Consider the following 16,317-nt stretch of genomic DNA (forward strand, 5'->3'; position numbering starts at 1 on the left):
AAAAGACGTGCAGACAAGGCATTAGATGGACGTGTACGTACATCCTTTAATCTTGCCCGTTCGGGTTCGCTGGCCCATCCCATGCCACCTTTCGCCGCAAATTGCCGCCATATGCCGGAATACGCCGCCATCTCTGATCACCGCCAAGCAAGGATCAGACGCGCCACGCCAACGAGATCATGGATTTCAACGGGTCCGAAATAGCGTCCATCGAGGGAGTCCGGGTGCGCATTCATCAGGAAGAGCTGGTCTTGCCCAAGCACCATACAGCCCTCCCAGGACGGCAAATCCCGCCCCGAAGAGTCTCGCAATCGCGCCTCTCCCCCGACTTTTCCATTGATCAGAAGCTGCGTGTCCCAACGGCAGATTTCATCGCCGGGCAGCCCTGCAATCTGCTTCAATAAAGGCCAATCCCGCCCGACAAATCCTTGGGTCTGAGCCCACTGCGCGTCATCGCTTCTGGCTGAGACGACGACCCATCGGCCAAGGGTGAATGGCTCGTCGCTCAGCCAGTACAGCCCTTGCGGCGCGCTGCCGGTCCGGTTCCAGATCAGCCGATCCTGAGGCGTAAAAACTGCGCCGAACAGGGCGAGCCCGATGCCCAGAAGGCCAACGCCGATCACACGTTTCCGCCGTCTCATGACCGCAGTGGCTCGCCGGTCGAGGCCCATCTCTGGCGGTTAGACCAGTCCACCAGATCAGCTCTCGTGTAGTAGACGCGCCAGCCATGCTTGCGGTAGATCGGCCCGCGTCCCTGATAGCGGTAATGGCTGAGGGTGATGGGCGACAGGTTCAGAAATTCTGCCGCCTCGATAGCGGTCAGAAGCTCGGGCAGCTCCTCACGCTGTGGCGGTTTCCGGTTATCTTTGGCCATGATGTCAGGCTCCTTCTCGTGGCTGTAAAGTCCACGAAAAGGATGCCGCCAGACGCCGCCATTTGTAGCCGCAAAAAGCGCATGCGCAATTTTTCACCTGCCTGTTTACCATTGTTTCTACACGCAAAAACCGCCCCGGAGCTGATCTCCGGAGCGGCTCGCTTGCGATGGATCTGCCCCCTAGTCCCGCGGGTTCCAGAGGATCACGTGGCGGCCTTTCTTGCCTTTCACAGGGGCGAGGTTCGCGTAGATCTTGCGCGGGCCGATCTGCGGGTCTGCGAGGGTGATCGAGACATATTCGCGCCCTGATGCCTTGGCTTTGCGAAGCCATCCGCCGCCGATTTCGGTCGAGGTTTCTCCGGCGAAGATGCGGTAGTCGGGCTGTCCGTCGGCGGCTTTCTCCGCGTTCTTCTCGATGCGGATGGCAGCGGTGAGGTTCATCATTGCAAGAGCGCCTTCGAAGCCGGTTTTGGTTTCGCTGACATATCCGAGTGCGTTGGCCATGGTGATAGTTCCTTTCGTTTCTGATCGTGTCCCGGAGACCCCTTGTCCCCGTCGACGCCGGACCGAAAGGACGGCGCAGGGCGGGCCTGAACCGCTCGCGGGCGAAACGCAGTGGAGCACCGGCCCGGAGAAGAATTTTGATCGGCGAGGAGCCGCAAAGCGGCGGGGAAAATTCTTCGCATGGGCCGGTTTCAAGGCCCGACAGGCGTCGTCCAGGTCACACGGCATGAGACGGGAACAAGGGGTTCGGAGCGCATCAGGTGGAAACGGAAGGAACTGCGCTACCTGCCAGTCGTCATTGTATCAGCGAACATCGACCGGCACGGAAACTGGCTCGGCCAATGCCATTCTCAGCTCCGTGAGAGCGCATCGATAAGTCCGCATTCGAGATCGCCATCGCTTTGGCAGGCCTTTGTCAGCTCCGCCAGACGCCGTTCCAGACGACGCAGATCGGCGATGCGGTTTCGCACATCCGATCGGTGACGTTCTGCAATCTCAAAAGCGTCCGCGCAGCATCCAGGTTCGGTCGCAAGGCCCATCAACGAACGCACATCATCGAGAGGAAAGCCAAGGTCGCGCGCCCGCCGGATGAAGCGCAGGCGCTGGATTGCACCACCGTCATAGAGCCGCCTACCGCCATCGCTGCGGGGAGGTTTCGGAACAAGACCGATCTTTTCATAGTAGCGGATCGTCTCGATATGGACGCCCGTTTCCTCGCTCAATCGCCCGATTCTGAACCCGGTCATGAAATTGCCTCTTGCTTCTGTAGCGGCTACAGATTGTAGGCCATAAAGATGACCGCTGAAACTGACAACGATGTGACTGTGACCAAGGCGTCCCGCGCCAATGGCTGGCTGGCGGGCGGCGGCGTCCTCGGCGGCTTTTTCGCCTTCCTTGGGGCCTCGTGCTGCGTGCTGCCAATCCTGCTTGTAAACCTTGGCGTCAGCAGCGCGCTTGTCGCCAATCTTGGCTTCTTCGCCCGCTACAAGAACGCCTTCATGATCGTTGCAATGCTCCTGCTTGCAGGTGCCATTGTTTTCGCCTTGCGCGGCGGTCGGCGTCCGAAGACGCGGTTCTGGATCAGTGTCTCGGTGGCTGTCCTGCTGCTCGTGGGCGCATGGATATTGCCGTCTTATGAAGGAGCGTTGCTGCGATGGCTGAACCTCAGATGAGCGATGGCTTTGAGCCCTCTTCGACGCTGACCTGTCCCCAATGCGGACATCGGTCCAAGGACCTTATGCCCACTGACGCCTGCCAGTATTTCTATGACTGTAAGGGATGCGGGGCGCTGCTGAAACCGCTTCCAGGAGACTGCTGCGTCTATTGTTCCTTCGGCGATGTGAAATGCCCGCCGATCCAGATGGGTGATTGCTGCGGCGGGTAATGGGCGTTCAGAGGTCGGGTTCGGAGCGCATCAGTTGGAAACGGATGAACCGAAGCTGGCCGCCATTTCGGAAAGCCAAGCGAGACCCAAAGACGAGCGATTTTTTTCGGCGCGGTTCAATCAATGAACCCTCTGCCTGTGCCTAGGCAGCATCAATCAGTGCGCGTAAAACCGCCCGGCGACTGTCACCGGGCGGCTCCGTCATCCGCCTGACGAGGAGACTGAACCGTCAGGCGGCGTGTGGCCGATCGAAGGCTTGCGTCGCGGCTCCATCAATGTCTTCGCCGCGCTCGAACAGCCCCGCGACCCGTGCCCATGCGTCTGCGGGCGGTGAACCTGCCCCCTCGACAAGGCGGGCGGGCGGCACCTGCATCCATGCGGGCCGCCAGTCGGGATTGGGCTCGCATCCATGACCCATGATCCGGTTGCCGATGATTGCTTTCTGGACCTTTGCAGTGTCGCTGGCGCAACTCTCCGCGAGTGACTTCGAGCCGATGTCAGCGACCATGGCATTGATCGCGCGCTTGTCGCGCAACAAGTCGAAGAAGGCTGCGTCTGGTTTCCAGTAGGCGGATAGGTCCGTCTCGCAGACATGCAGCACGGCCTCGACAACCGGCCCACCTGCTTCCAGCGTCTGCGCCATGGTGAAGGCCAGAACCTCCATGACTTTCTCGTCCGACATGGCGAGCAAGGCGGCGAAGATTTCGCAGAGCCGGTAGGCGTCGCCATTGCGCCGCGCCTCGGCCGACACGCCCCGCGCCTCAAACAGGGAAGCGATGCGGGCGCGCTTTTCCTCTATCTCGGCAGCGGCTTTTGATGCCTCAAGGCTCGCGCGCGTGTCCTCCTTGCGGCTTGTGCATTCATGGGCGCGGACTTGCCAGAGCGCGCTGCCGGTCATGGCGTGGGCCACCATCAGGCGCAGCGCGATGGCAGGCTGGCCCGCAAGGCTTGCCGTCGCTGCGCCATGACGATGCAGGAGAATGTATTCCGCCAGCGGGCCGGACATTTCGGGTTTGACGGGCGCGGCAGGCGCATCGTCCTTGCCTGTCTTTGCCGTCTCCTGTCGCCGCGCCTCGGCCTGTGAAATGAAGCCCTCATGGAAGGTCACTGTGCCGTCATGGCGTAGCTCGACATAGACCTTGCCGCCCTGGCGTTTGGTGCGCGTCTGGTGATCCCAGCGATGGAAGAAGGCCCCGCGCTCAAGGCAAATGACATCCTTCCAGCCGTCTGCAATGTAAGTCTCGACGCGGTGCGCCACAGCGGCTGACTGCGCCTTCCAGAAGGCGTCGGGATCGGCAAACACGCCATGCTCGCCGAACAGGTCGGCGGTGATCTGGCCCTCATAGTCTGCAATGTCGAACAGCGCCTTGTCGGTCGTGATGATCGCCCCGCCCGTGATCCATGCCTTACAGTTCCGGCCACGAGGCGCGCGTTCGTCCTCGCTCTCGTAAAGCCGCAACCATTCGGCCTGCTGGTCTGGCGTGGCGAGTGTCAGGGCGCGGATCGTCTCGCGGTCGATCTCGTCCTCGGCGTAGAGTTTTCGGATCGGTTCAGCGAGTGAAGCCAGCGCCAGAACGCGGCGCACCAGAAGCTCGGTGACGCCAAAGAAGCCAGCGATCTCGTCCACGCTGCGCCCCTCATCGTGCAGGCGCTTAAAGGCGGTGTACTGCTCCATTTCCGACGCTGGCAAGCGTCCGACATTCTCGATGACGGACGCGGCAATGGCGCTCGCGGCGTCTTCCTCGGTCATGATCGCGCAGGGGACTTGCGGGGTTTCACCCGTCTCCTTCTCGATCTCCTTGAGGGCAAAATAGCGCCGCCGTCCGGCGACGACGCCATAGTGATCGCCTTCCTTGCGCACCAAGAGCGTTTGCCGGACTCCACTCTCGCGGATCGACGGCAGGATGTCGGAGACGTCCGGCTTCTTGCGGCTGTGGCGCATGTTGAGTTTGGAAATCCGAAGCTCGGACAGGGGGATAGTTTTGAGAATGGGCTGGGCCATGATCTGGCTCCTTTTCGATTGAGGGGTTTGTGGATTGGGGGCGCGCCGTCACGCGCGCACCCCGCTGGTTTCCAGCGCCGCGCAAAGGCGGCGGGCGGCGGCGCGCCCTGCGTCCAAGGCTTCGGGCAGAAGCTCCTGCGCGACCTTGGTGAGATAGGCATTGTCGCTACCCGGATAGTTCGCTTCGATGCCCCAAAGGCTGGCGGCATGGGCGTCCAGCGTGACACCCTCCAGCGCCACGGACAGAACGATCCCGCAATAGAACCATTCATCCGTGCGCCATGCTTCCATGACGGCTTCGGCGCGGGCCTGCGCCTCGGCGAAGCGCTGGCGATGGTTCGGACCGGGACCGATAAATCCCGGTGCGTCCTTGTAGAGTGATGGCCAGAATCCGTCCTGGCGCTCGTCGGGCGCATCGGGACAATCATCGCGCACAATCCGCGCGGTGATCTCGAAGCCTGCGACCTCGCAAGAGATGCTGTCGCCCTCGCAGACAAAGTTCTGGAAGCGTTGCGTGAAGGTCATCGTGCGCCCTCCGTGAAGAGTCCGGCAATCGCGATCCAGTGCGGGCCGTAGACGGCATGTTCGCCGCATTCGTCGCATGGATAAGCGCTCGCATCGGGTTCGCAGCACTCGCGCGGGGCGCGGCAGGCCAAGCAGAAGCCTTCTGACCAGTCGTCAGCCTGCTGCAGTTCTTCCAAAGTGAAGCGATAGCGGGTGGTTTCGGGAGTCATGTCCAAGCCCTCCGCTATCGTGACCAGAAAATGTGGACTTCATCGAAGCCCGTCTGGAACACCATGATCTCGCCATTCAGCGCCATGTCGCGGGCAAGGGCCTGCCAGTCGATATAGTAGCGAAGGCTTTCGGGAATCTCGGTTCCCGTGTCCTCGTGCAGCTGTTCGGCAAAGTCCGCCGCGCTGCGATACTTGCCCGCATAGTCCTCGAAGGCGGCGCGCGCCTCGGCGAGATCGTCGCCGAAATGACTCATGAGTTTCGCGCCAAGCTCGCCATGTTCCTCGATGAAATCGGCAAGCGCGCACACGGTTTCGAATGAGGCGTATTCGGAAAGGTTCGCGCCCTCGAAGCCTTCATAATCGTGGATCGCCCATTCTTCGGCGTCGGGCTCCGGTGAGTCCGCCAGCATGGCGCGAACCTGTTCCCAAATCTCGTCAGGGGTGGTCGCCTCGATCCATCGGCCATGCAGGCAGCCGGAATTGTAGGCTGCAAGGCATGCCACGTAGATGCGCGGGCTATCGGGTCGCGCGGGTGCAGCGCTGGCTGCAAGAGGTGCAGCGTTTGCGAGTTGGTCAGTCATGTCAGTCTCCTTCCCCGCCCTCGTTCTTTTCCCGACAGTCGGGTGGGCGGCGAGGAGGTGCTCAGCCGGAGCGCATCAGGGCGGCGCGCAAGGGGAAGCTGTAGGTATGACGCCAAAAGACGATGAGAGATGACAAAGTCCCGCCCCCTTGCGCGACGACCGCGCTCTGGCAGACGCACCGTCCGCCCACCTGACTGATGGGAACAGATATTGAGGCGGAGGGAGGCTGGGGTGGCCATGTGAGCACGCTGAACGCGAGCGACACCCCAACGCCGTTTCCCGGTTGTGCTATTTCCCGATTCTGCCTAATTTTCTCAAACAGGCTGATTTCGGCTCAAGGGGCGGTCATGGAAACCGACATTCTGACCATCAAGGAAGTGGCGGAATATCTGCGCATTACGGAGAAAACCGCCTACCGGCTGGCCTCCGAGCGCAAGATACCAGGCTTCAAGGTCGGCGGCTCCTGGCGGTTCCGCAAGGGTGAGATCGATGCCTGGATTGACGAAGATGCGCGCAAGCGCGCCAAGGGGGACAAGGATACATGACGGCCAGTGCAACACCCGACATCAAATCGCTCAGCGGGTTCGTCTGGTCGATCGCTGAAATCCTGCGTGGGGATTTCAAGCAATCGGAATATGGCAAGGTGATCCTGCCCTTCGTGGTCATGCGGCGACTGGACTGCATCCTGGAGCCGACCAAGACGGCGGTGCTCGCCGCTCACAAATCGCTGCCCAAAGGCGTCGATGAAGAGACGCAGGACATGATCCTGTTTGGAGCGGCCGGCGACGGGATCAAGGTCTACAACACGTCAGAGCTCACCTTCGACAAGCTGCGCGGGCAGGACGCCCGGCAGCTGCATGCCAACCTCATCGACTATATCCGCTGTTTCTCGCCCAATGTGCGTGACATCTTCCTTGAGAAGTTCCTGTTCACCGAACAGCTCAAACGGCTGAATGACGGCAAGATTCTCTGGCAAGTGTTCGAGCGGTTCTGTGAGATCGACCTGCACCCATCCGCCGTCACCAATATCGAGATGGGCTATCTGTTCGAGGAACTGATCCGGCGCTTCTCGGAAATCTCCAATGAGACGGCGGGGGAGCATTTCACGCCGCGCGAGGTGATCCGGCTGATTGTCGAACTTCTGATCGCCAATGACGACACCAAGCTCACCCGGCGCGGCATCATCAGGCAGATTTACGACCCGGCCTGCGGCACGGGCGGCATGCTGGCCCTCGCCGAGGAAGCCTTGAAGCGGTTCAACGATTCGATCCGCGTCGAGCTATTCGGGCAGGAGCTCAACGGCGAATCCTTCGGCATCTGCAAGTCCGATATGCTGGTCACGGGCCACAACCCCGAACAGATCGCCTTCGGCAATACGCTTACCGATGATGCGCACGGGAACCGCAAGTTCCACTACATGCTGTCCAATCCGCCCTATGGCGTGGACTGGAAGAAGTATCAGGACCCGATCAAGGCGGAAGCCGCCAATCAGGGCCATGCCGGGCGGTTCGGCGCGGGCACGCCGCGTATTTCCGACGGCCAGCTCCTCTTCCTGCAACACATGATTTCCAAGATGCGTGACGACGAGGACGGCTCGCGCATCGGCATCGTCATGAATGGATCGCCGCTCTTCACGGGCGGCGCCGGCTCGGGGGAAAGCGAAATCCGCCGCTGGATGCTGGAGAATGACTGGGTCGAGGCGATTGTCGCCCTGCCGACAGACCTTTTCTACAATACCGGCATCCAGACCTATGTATGGCTCCTGACCAATCGCAAGCCGAAGGCGCGCGAGGGCAAGGTCCAGCTGATCGACGCGTCGGGCGAACGCTTCTGGACCGGCATGCGCAAGTCGCTTGGCTCCAAGCGACGGGAAATCCCCGAAACGGCGCGCGACCAGATTGTCCGGCTCTATGCCGATTTCCTCAATGGCGAGAGCGGCGAAGGCGACGTCGCCAAGATCTTCGACACCAGCGATTTCGGCTATCGCGAAATCCGCGTCGAGCGGCCCCTGCGCCTGCGATTCGATGTGACCGAAGAAACGCTCAATGCCCTCAGCGGCCAGAAAGCGTTCGAGAAGCTGGACGCTGCCGAGCAGGACGCCATCCGCAGCACCATCGCCAGCGCCTTTTCCGGTCAGAGTTTCACCGACCGCGCTGTCTTCCTCAAAGCGCTGAACAAGGCGCTGAAAGCCAAGGGCATCAAAGTCGGCTCGCCGGTGATGAAGGCCATAGTCGAGGCGCTTGGCGCGCGGGATGAGACGGCCGAAATCTGCCGCGACAAGGACGGTAATCCGGAGCCGGACACGCAGCTGCGCGACCATGAGCTTGTGCCGCTCAAAGAAGACTGGCGGGATTATTTCGCGCGCGAGGTCAAACCCTTCGCGCCCGACGCCTGGGTCGATCAGAGCTATACCGACGACAGTGACAAACAGGTTGGCCGGGTCGGCTATGAGATCAATTTCAACCGATATTTCTACACCTATACCCCGCCGCGCCCGCTCGAGGAGATCGACGCTGAGCTGAAGACCCTCGAGGCCGACATCGCCGCACTCCTGAAGGAGGTGGTGGCATGAGGTCGCAGAATTTTGATGCTCGAGCTTATTGCCATGTTAACCGGGCTGGGCCATATATCGACGTAATAAGACCCGCCACGCCTCGGACGAAGTTTCGGCTTCGCACTGCGCACCCTGGCGGGTTTCTTCGTTTTAGCGCCTTGTTTTCATTGAAAGCGGGGCGTGCATGAAGTTCACCAAACCCGCCCTTTCCATCGCTGACCAGATCGCGCTGATCGAGCGACGCGGCATGGCTGTGCCGGACCGCGCGCGGGCAGAGCACTATCTGCGCCATATCAGCTATTACAGGCTGCGGGCCTATTGGCTGCCCTTTGAAACCGCCGCCGAGGCCGATGGCGACCATGCGTTCAGAAATGGCGCGAGCTTTGACGACGCCGTCGCCCTCTATGTTTTCGACCGCCAGCTGCGCCTGCATGTCATGGACGCCGTAGAGCGGATCGAGGTCTCGCTGCGCGGCGCCTGGGCGCATCACCTCGCCACCAAGTACGGGCCGCATGGCTATATCGATGGCACCCTGTATGGACGCCAGGATCATTACGCGAAGGCGCTCGCAAGCCTAATCAACGAAATCGAGCGCTCCCGCGATACCTTCATCGAACACTATCGCGCGAAATATGACGATCCGGAATTGCCGCCCATCTGGATGGCGGCGGAGGTCATGTCGCTCGGACAATTGTCAAAATGGCTCGGCAATCTGAAACTCCGTGCGGACCGTCAGACCATCGCGAAGCCCTATGGGCTGGACGAGAAAGTGCTCGTGTCGCTCGCCCACCATCTCGCCCATGTCCGCAACATCTGCGCCCATCATGGCCGCCTGTGGAACAAGCAGTTCACGGTGACGATGAAGCTGCCCCAGTCACCCGCAGCGCTGAAGCTCGCGATGAACCCAGCTTCTAGCCGCCGCCTGTACAATACGCTCGCCATCATTGGTTATCTCATCGGCATCATCGCGCCCGGCTCAGACTGGCGGCGAAAGCTCATCACGCTGATCGAGGAAACCCCGCTCGCAGATACCGCTGCCATGGGCTTCCCCGCAAACTGGCAGCAGATGCCAGCCTGGAGGGTAGCGGCATGACCTTTCAATATGTTCCGATTGGCGCAGTATTTGACATTAAAAACGGCGCCACGCCGTCGTCCGGTAACGAGGAATACTGGGACGGTGACGTGGCTTGGGTAACCCCAGCGGATCTAGGTAAACTGGGGAGTCGCTATATCGAAAGCGGTCAGCGCAACATTTCCACAAGCGGTTACGCAAGCTGCGGGACACAAATGGTTCGTCCCGGTGCAATTATTCTCAGCATCAGAGCGCCGATCGGCCATATGGCCATCGCGACTCAACCGCTGTGTTTCAATCAAGGTTGCAGAGGCCTTGAACCGCGAGGCCCCATAATTTCGGAATACGCATTCTGGGCATTGAACGCTGCAAGACCAGAGCTTGAGGCTTCAGGACAAGGCACAACATTTATCGAACTCGCTCGGAGCAAGCTCCGTGCGGTAAAAATTCCACTTCCCGACCACGAGACCCAGCGCGCCATCGCCGACTTCCTCGACCGCGAAACCGCCCGCATCGACCAATTGGTGGAGAAGAAGCAGGCGCTGGTTGCGGCTCTGAAACAGAAAATTACAGATATCGCTGATCTCTTGGCCACTGGGGCGGAAGACCCGCACCGCGCACGAACATCGGTCGATAGTCCATGGCTTTCAGAGATACCGACTGACTGGCAACTCGTTCGCGCAAAATTTTTGTTCAAAGAAATGAAGCGTCCTGTCGAAGTAGAAGATGAGGTCATCACGGCGTTCCGCGATGGTCAGGTTTGCTTGCGTTCTCGACGCCGGACTGAAGGATACACATTTGCCGAATTGGAAGTCGGCTATCAGCACATCTGCAAAGGCGATCTCGTCATCCACACTATGGATGCTTTTGCTGGAGCTATCGGTGTCTCGGAAGACGATGGTAAGTCCACGGGTGAGTATGCTGTTTGCAGACCGCGTAACGAGGGAGTCGTTCCAGAATACTACGCCTACGCCCTAAGGTGCATGGCCCGCCGAAACTACATATTCGTTCTTTGTCCGTCCGTTCGTGAGAGAGCACCACGGTTCAGGTTTGTTAGATTTGCTCCCGTATTCCTGCCAGTGCCGGCCAGAGAAGAACAACTCGCAATTGTATCTCGCATCGAAAGCGAAACGACCCAGCTCAGAGCGGTTCAAGGCAAAACTCTAGAATCGATCGACCGCCTGCGCGAATACCGCGCCTCTCTGATCACCGCCGCGGTGACTGGCCAGATCGATGTTTCCGAACACACCCGCAAGGGAGACACAGACCGGCGCCTCGACGCCATCGAAGCGGAGATGCGCGCATGAAAGACGCTCAGAAACCAGACCATGTCAGCCTCAACACGCTGATTGGCCGCATGCGCGAAGGCCGGTTCGTGATCCCGGACTTCCAGCGTGAATTCGAATGGGCGCCCTGGGACATTCGCGACCTGATGCGGTCGATCTTCTCGGACTATTATATCGGCAGCCTTCTGCTCTGGAAGGCGAAAGACCAGAACATCAAGCTGCTCGCCTGCGAAGGTCTCTATGGCTACGCGGGCGGCGGCTCGCCCGAATACATCGTCCTTGATGGCCAGCAGCGCCTAACGGCGATGCACTATGCTTTCTTAGCGCCAGACATGCCCCTGCCGAACCGCGCCAAGCGTGCGATCTACTTCATCCATGTCGACAAGTTCATGGCCGGCGAAACCGATGATGCTTTTAGCTATGAGTGGCTGTCGAAAAAGACCCAGTCAATGATGGAGAATGAGCCCGCACTTTTCGAGCGGCACATGTTCCCTTTGTCGGTTCTCGGTGGTCGGAGTAAAGCCCTGTTCCGTTGGACCGAAGAATACAAGAAGTTCTGGCAGGCGCGCGCTGAGAACGCTGCGAACGATGAAGAACGAGCGCTCGCAATGGCGCATGTCGAGAATGCCACGCCGTTCGAAGATGAAGTCTCCGACATTCTGGACGAGTATCAAATTTCCTACATTGAGCTCGATAAGGAGATCGGTGTCGAGAAGGTCTGTGACATCTTCACACAGATCAACAGCAAAGGCGTTCAGCTCGACGTGTTCGACCTGCTGAATGCGCTGATGAAGCCAAAGGACATCCAGCTCAAGCACATGTACCGCGAGGCGCGCGACCGGCTTGGCTTTGTCGAAACGCCGAAAATGAATGTCTACATCCTTCAGGTGATGTCGATCCTGCGGCAAAGCTATTGCTCGCCGAAATATCTCTACTTCCTGCAGCCCGGCGTCGAGAAGCCGGTTCGATTGCCGGACGGCACACGCAGGCAAGACATTCTCGTCGCGGACAGTTCAGAATTCGTCACGCTCTGGAACCAGGCGGTTGATGCGCTGGAACGGGTGATTGCGCTGCTTCGTCATCCCCAGGAATATGGCGCAGTGGGCCAAGCCTATATTCCATATGCGTCGATCGTTCCAGCGTTCGCAGCTATCAACACACTTGTCAGCGCGCAGCCCGCCAAGCGGCAGTTGTCGGCGCGCCGCAAGGTCCGGCTTTGGTACTGGGCCTCGGTCTTTCTGAACCGGTATTCGAGTTCAGTGGAGTCGACCGCTGCGCGCGATTTCGGTGCCATGCGCGAATGGATGGCCCATGAGGACGCCAAGCCGGACCTGATCGACGAATTTGCGCTGTCGTACCGGTCCATCGATATGCGCAGCGAAGTGAAGCGCGGCTCCTCGATTTACAGCGCCATCTTCAACCTGTTCGTTCTAGCAGGCGCTCGGGACTGGATGAGCGGCGATGTCCCCCCCTATGGCGATCTCGATGACCATCATATCGTTCCGGCCTGGTGGGGACGCGAGAACAAGGTCGGCCCAGCAATCAATTCCATTCTCAACCGCTCGCCCCTCACCAGCGACACCAATCGTAATGTGATCCGCGAAAAGCTGCCGAATGAATATCTTCCAGACCTGATCGATGAGAATGGCGAAGCGGCAGTGGTCGCCATTCTTGAATCTCATTTCATCAGCAAGACCGCGTTGGACATTCTTCTGCGTGATCCCTTCACACCTGAAGACTATGAGGATTTCATCGCCGAACGTCACCGGACGCTTCTGGACGGCATCGAGAACCTGCTCATCAAGGAGCGGCTGGACCTTCCAGCAAACCTAAGAGCGCTTGATGCCTCGATCGAGCAGATTGAACTCGCGCTGCGAAGAGTGATTGTTGAAGCCATCGAAAACGATCCGTCGCTGCTCCCGCCGCACCTTCTCGGTAATGCGCAAGAGCGAATCCAGAGGGCGCTCCGCAAGAATGCGGCGCTCAGCGCAGACCGGTTCGACAGGGCAGAAGGCGTGCTCGAACACTTCGATCTCCGCGAAGTGCAGGACACGATCCTCTCCAAAGCGCTGTGGGAACGGTTTGCTGACAGGTTCAAAACAAAGGAAGCATTGAGCCAGAAATTCTCCCAACTGGCAGATCTTCGCAACACCATCCGTCACAGTCGCACCGTCGATGAGGTCACGCTCAAAGAGGGTGAAGCCAGCGTGCTCTGGTTCAACAAGGTGCTGAACTCATGACCACGTACACACCCGACAGCGCCCACCGCGAAAAGGTCCTGCAGGACCATCTCATTGATCAGCTGGTCAGCGGCGAAGGTTACCTGCGCCGCGATGCCAAGACCGACTATGACCGCGCGCTGGCGATGGACCGCGACCTGGTGGTTCGGTTTCTGAGCGAGAGCCAGCCCGAAGAATGGGAGAAACTCACCGCGCATTACTCGGACTCGGCCGAAGACACGCTGTTCACCCAACTGACCAGGGCGCTCAAGGAGCGCGACCTGCTCGATGTGCTGCGCCAGGGCCTCAAGATCGTGCCCGGCATCAAGTTCTCGCTTTGCTACTTCCGGCCTGCGAGCACGCTAGAGCCCAAACGTGTGGAGGAATATCAGGCCAATATCCTCAGCGTCATGGATGAGGTTGCCTATAGCAGCCGTCATGAAAGCCGGATCGATGTGGTCCTGTTTCTGAATGGCCTGCCCGTCGCGACGATAGAGGCCAAAAACCTCCTGACCGGTTCGACCTTCCGGCATGCCGAGAAGCAGTACCGGAAAGACCGCTCGCCCGCAGGCGAACCTCTCCTCACCTTCCAGCGCGGCGCACTCGTGCACTTCGCGATGGATGAGGACAATGTCTCGATGACGACGCGGCTCGCCAATGGCAAGACGCGATTCCTGCCATTCAATCGCGGGCGCGAACGGGGCGCAGGCAATCCCGATGTCGCGGACGAATTCCGGGTTGCCTATCTCTACCGCCCCGGCGATTGGGGCGAGGCGATCTTCTCGCGGCGCGTCCTTCTCGAGATTGTCGGCCAGTTTATGCATGTCGAAAAGACAGGCAAAGACGTTGTGATGATCTTCCCGCGCTTCCAGCAACTGGACGCGGTGCGCCGGTTGATCTCCCATGCGGGCGCAAATGGTCCTGGCCGGAACTATCTGATCCAGCACTCGGCGGGTTCGGGCAAATCGAATACGATTGGCTGGCTGGCCCATCAGGCCATCAATCTGCATGACGGGTCGAACACCCCGGTGTTCAACACAGCGATCATCGTGACCGACCGCGTTGTTCTCGACCGCCAGCTTCAGGAAACTGTCGCCCAGTTCGAACAAACCAAGGGCCTTGTCAAAACCATCGACGGGACCTCGAAGCAGCTGAAAGAGGCGATCGCCAAGGGGGCACGGATCATCGTTACGACGATCCAGAAATTCTCAACCGATCATCTCAAGGCGATCTCCGGTCAGGGCGCGCGCACCTTCGCCGTCATCATCGACGAAGCCCATTCCAGCCAGTCCGGCAAATCGGCCCAGGCGATGACGGATGCGCTGACCCGCGATGAAACCTCAAGCGAAGATATCGAGGATCTGATCCTCGACTATCAGAAGTCCCGCGGACCGCAGGCCAATCTCAGCTTCTTCGCCTTCACCGCGACGCCGCGAAACGTGACGCTTGAGCGATTCGGCGTCAAAGGTTCGGACGGGTTGCCGGTCGCTTTCCATGAGTATTCGATGCGTCAGGCCATCGAGGAAGGCTTCATTCTGGACGTCCTCCAGAACTACATGACGTACAAGGCCTATTACCAACTCGAGAAGACGATTGAAGACGATCCGGAACTGAGCGGCCGGCGCGGGCAGCGGAAAGTGGCGCGGTTTGCATCCCTGCATCCGACCGCGATCGGCCAGAAGGTCGAAATCATTGTCGAACATTTCCGCCGCCATGTGATGGGCGAACTTGGCGGTCAGGCAAAGGCCATGATTGTCACCCAAAGCCGCGAGCATGCACTGCGCTATTATTTCGGGATCAAGGCCTATCTCGATGCTGAGAACTATGGCGACCTTCGCGCGCTTGTCGCCTTCTCCGGCGAACTCACCCATGAGGGCGAAACCTATACCGAAGCCGACCTGAACGGATTTAGTGAAACAGAGCTACCGGGACGGTTTGACGGGTTCAAGCCGGACGGCACGCCTTATCCTGACACGTACCAAATCCTGATCGTCGCGGAAAAGTACCAGACTGGGTTCGACCAGCCAAAGCTCTGCGCCATGTATATTGATCGCAAACTTGCCGGATTGCAGGCGGTACAGACACTATCGCGCCTCAACAGGACGAAAGCTGGCAAGGAGAACACCTATATTCTCGATTTCCAGAACACGATGGAGGATATCCAGACCGCGTTCCGGCCTTTTTATGAAGCGACCTCGCTTGAGGCGATGTCGGACCCCAATCAGGTCTACGAACTCGAAGGCCGCCTTTTCAAATTCGGCTATCTCGATCGCGGTGAGATCGACCGCTTCGCAGAGACATTCTATTCAGGCGCACTCAGCGGCAGCGACCGGGCGCGTCTTGAGGGCCTTGTCCGAGAAGCGGTGCAGCGCTTCGAAGCCGATGAGGATGAAGGCCGCCAGGAAGAATTCCGTCAGCTTCTGAAAAGCTATATGCGCTTCTACGGCTTCGTTGCGCAGGTTATCCGGCTCGAGGATACCTCGCTCGAAAAGCTCTACAGCTATGCGTCCTGGCTTTCGCGTTTATTGCCGAACCGTGAAGTGCCGCCCGACATAGAAATCACACAGGACATGCTCCGCCTGCAGGCCTTCAAGGTCGTGCAGAAGGAACAGGGCAGCGCTTCCCTCTCGCCGGGGGACAAGGAAGCGCTAAAGGCGATCAGCGAGTTTGGTGCCAAGCCCTATACCGAAGATGAACAGCGCGAGCTCTCGGAAATCGTGAAGGCTTTCAACGACCGTCATGGTACGGAATTCACCGAGAATGACTTTATTCGTTATGAGCCGACCTATCAGGCCACGCTCGACGACGACATGACAGACATGCTTCGGAACAATGCACCTGATGTAGTCTATTCCGCTTTCTCGCAAGCGTTCTTTCAGGGCGCGATCCGCATGTTCCAGCGTGACAATGACATGCGCGATATCGTGCTCACCGATCCGGCAGCCCGGGACAAGCTGATCCGCTTCTTTTTCAACCGGGCGCTTCGTGAGGTCAAAGGCGACGCAGCCTGATGACCTGAACCATCAGCGTCCGCGACCCCTCTGGCGCCAGCCAGTGGGAAGTATCCGTCTTCGTCAAGTCCGGCTTGGAACCCAGTTTCGGCTATC

The 16,317-nt window shown here is 59.4% G+C and carries 16 protein-coding genes; 8 read left to right on the forward strand and 8 right to left on the reverse strand.

From position 1 onward, the window contains the following. Positions 1-137: 137 nt before the first annotated feature. The 4 genes from Q1K29_RS07580 to Q1K29_RS07595 form a co-directional block, all read right to left on the reverse strand. Positions 138-641, reverse strand: coding sequence for a S26 family signal peptidase (locus tag Q1K29_RS07580; RefSeq protein WP_034763782.1), 504 nt, complete (start codon positions 639-641; stop codon positions 138-140). After that, a complete protein-coding gene (locus Q1K29_RS07585) occupies positions 638-874 on the reverse strand; it encodes a helix-turn-helix domain-containing protein (RefSeq protein ID WP_197020226.1) in 237 nt (78 codons plus the stop codon). The genes Q1K29_RS07580 and Q1K29_RS07585 overlap by 4 nt, the downstream gene beginning before the upstream one ends. 180 nt (positions 875-1,054) lie before the next feature. After that, positions 1,055-1,378, reverse strand: a complete 324-nt coding sequence (locus tag Q1K29_RS07590; RefSeq protein ID WP_013300169.1) for a DUF736 domain-containing protein — start codon at positions 1,376-1,378, stop codon at positions 1,055-1,057. 350 nt (positions 1,379-1,728) lie between these two features. Further along, entirely contained in the window at positions 1,729-2,124 is a 396-nt protein-coding gene (locus Q1K29_RS07595) for a helix-turn-helix domain-containing protein (RefSeq protein WP_034763774.1), read from the reverse strand. Between the two features lie 48 nt (positions 2,125-2,172). Between Q1K29_RS07595 and Q1K29_RS07600 the strand changes: the two genes are divergently transcribed. Beyond that, entirely contained in the window at positions 2,173-2,550 is a 378-nt protein-coding gene (locus tag Q1K29_RS07600; protein ID WP_034763771.1) for a hypothetical protein, read from the forward strand. Next, complete coding sequence (locus Q1K29_RS07605; RefSeq protein WP_081812992.1) at positions 2,547-2,762, forward strand: GDCCVxC domain-containing (seleno)protein; 216 nt, start codon at positions 2,547-2,549, stop codon at positions 2,760-2,762. The genes Q1K29_RS07600 and Q1K29_RS07605 overlap by 4 nt, the downstream gene beginning before the upstream one ends. Before the next feature lie 229 nt (positions 2,763-2,991). On the opposite strand, the gene Q1K29_RS07610 is transcribed toward Q1K29_RS07605, so the two are convergent. The 4 genes from Q1K29_RS07610 to Q1K29_RS07625 are packed head-to-tail and all read right to left on the reverse strand — an operon-like array spanning position 2,992 to position 6,079. Then, positions 2,992-4,764, reverse strand: coding sequence for a ParB/RepB/Spo0J family partition protein (locus Q1K29_RS07610; protein ID WP_051599720.1), 1,773 nt, complete (start codon positions 4,762-4,764; stop codon positions 2,992-2,994). A 48-nt stretch (positions 4,765-4,812) separates the two neighbouring features. Then, positions 4,813-5,289 (reverse strand): hypothetical protein, encoded by a 477-nt coding sequence (locus Q1K29_RS07615; RefSeq protein WP_034763768.1) that lies wholly within the window; start codon positions 5,287-5,289, stop codon positions 4,813-4,815. After that, entirely contained in the window at positions 5,286-5,498 is a 213-nt protein-coding gene (locus Q1K29_RS07620; RefSeq protein ID WP_034763765.1) for a hypothetical protein, read from the reverse strand. The genes Q1K29_RS07615 and Q1K29_RS07620 overlap by 4 nt, the downstream gene beginning before the upstream one ends. A 14-nt stretch (positions 5,499-5,512) precedes the next feature. Beyond that, positions 5,513-6,079 (reverse strand): antirestriction protein ArdA, encoded by a 567-nt coding sequence (locus tag Q1K29_RS07625; protein ID WP_155843530.1) that lies wholly within the window; start codon positions 6,077-6,079, stop codon positions 5,513-5,515. A gap of 347 nt (positions 6,080-6,426) precedes the next feature. Here Q1K29_RS07625 and Q1K29_RS07630 point away from each other — a divergent pair, with 347 nt between their 5' ends. From Q1K29_RS07630 to Q1K29_RS07655, 6 genes are all read left to right on the forward strand, one after another. Then, positions 6,427-6,624, forward strand: coding sequence for a helix-turn-helix domain-containing protein (locus Q1K29_RS07630; protein ID WP_034763762.1), 198 nt, complete (start codon positions 6,427-6,429; stop codon positions 6,622-6,624). Further along, positions 6,621-8,651, forward strand: coding sequence for a class I SAM-dependent DNA methyltransferase (locus Q1K29_RS07635; protein ID WP_081812991.1), 2,031 nt, complete (start codon positions 6,621-6,623; stop codon positions 8,649-8,651). Before Q1K29_RS07630 ends, Q1K29_RS07635 begins: the two co-directional genes overlap by 4 nt. Before the next feature lie 166 nt (positions 8,652-8,817). Beyond that, a complete protein-coding gene (locus Q1K29_RS07640; protein ID WP_034763760.1) occupies positions 8,818-9,726 on the forward strand; it encodes an Abi family protein in 909 nt (302 codons plus the stop codon). Further along, positions 9,723-11,012 (forward strand): restriction endonuclease subunit S, encoded by a 1,290-nt coding sequence (locus Q1K29_RS07645; RefSeq protein WP_081812990.1) that lies wholly within the window; start codon positions 9,723-9,725, stop codon positions 11,010-11,012. Before Q1K29_RS07640 ends, Q1K29_RS07645 begins: the two co-directional genes overlap by 4 nt. Further along, complete coding sequence (locus Q1K29_RS07650; RefSeq protein ID WP_034763758.1) at positions 11,009-13,231, forward strand: DUF262 domain-containing protein; 2,223 nt, start codon at positions 11,009-11,011, stop codon at positions 13,229-13,231. Before Q1K29_RS07645 ends, Q1K29_RS07650 begins: the two co-directional genes overlap by 4 nt. Next, positions 13,228-16,221 (forward strand): type I restriction endonuclease, encoded by a 2,994-nt coding sequence (locus Q1K29_RS07655; protein ID WP_051599719.1) that lies wholly within the window; start codon positions 13,228-13,230, stop codon positions 16,219-16,221. Before Q1K29_RS07650 ends, Q1K29_RS07655 begins: the two co-directional genes overlap by 4 nt. Positions 16,222-16,317 lie beyond the last annotated feature (96 nt).

The sequence above is a fragment of the Henriciella sp. genome (assembly GCF_029937755.1).
GTDB lineage: Bacteria > Pseudomonadota > Alphaproteobacteria > Caulobacterales > Hyphomonadaceae > Henriciella.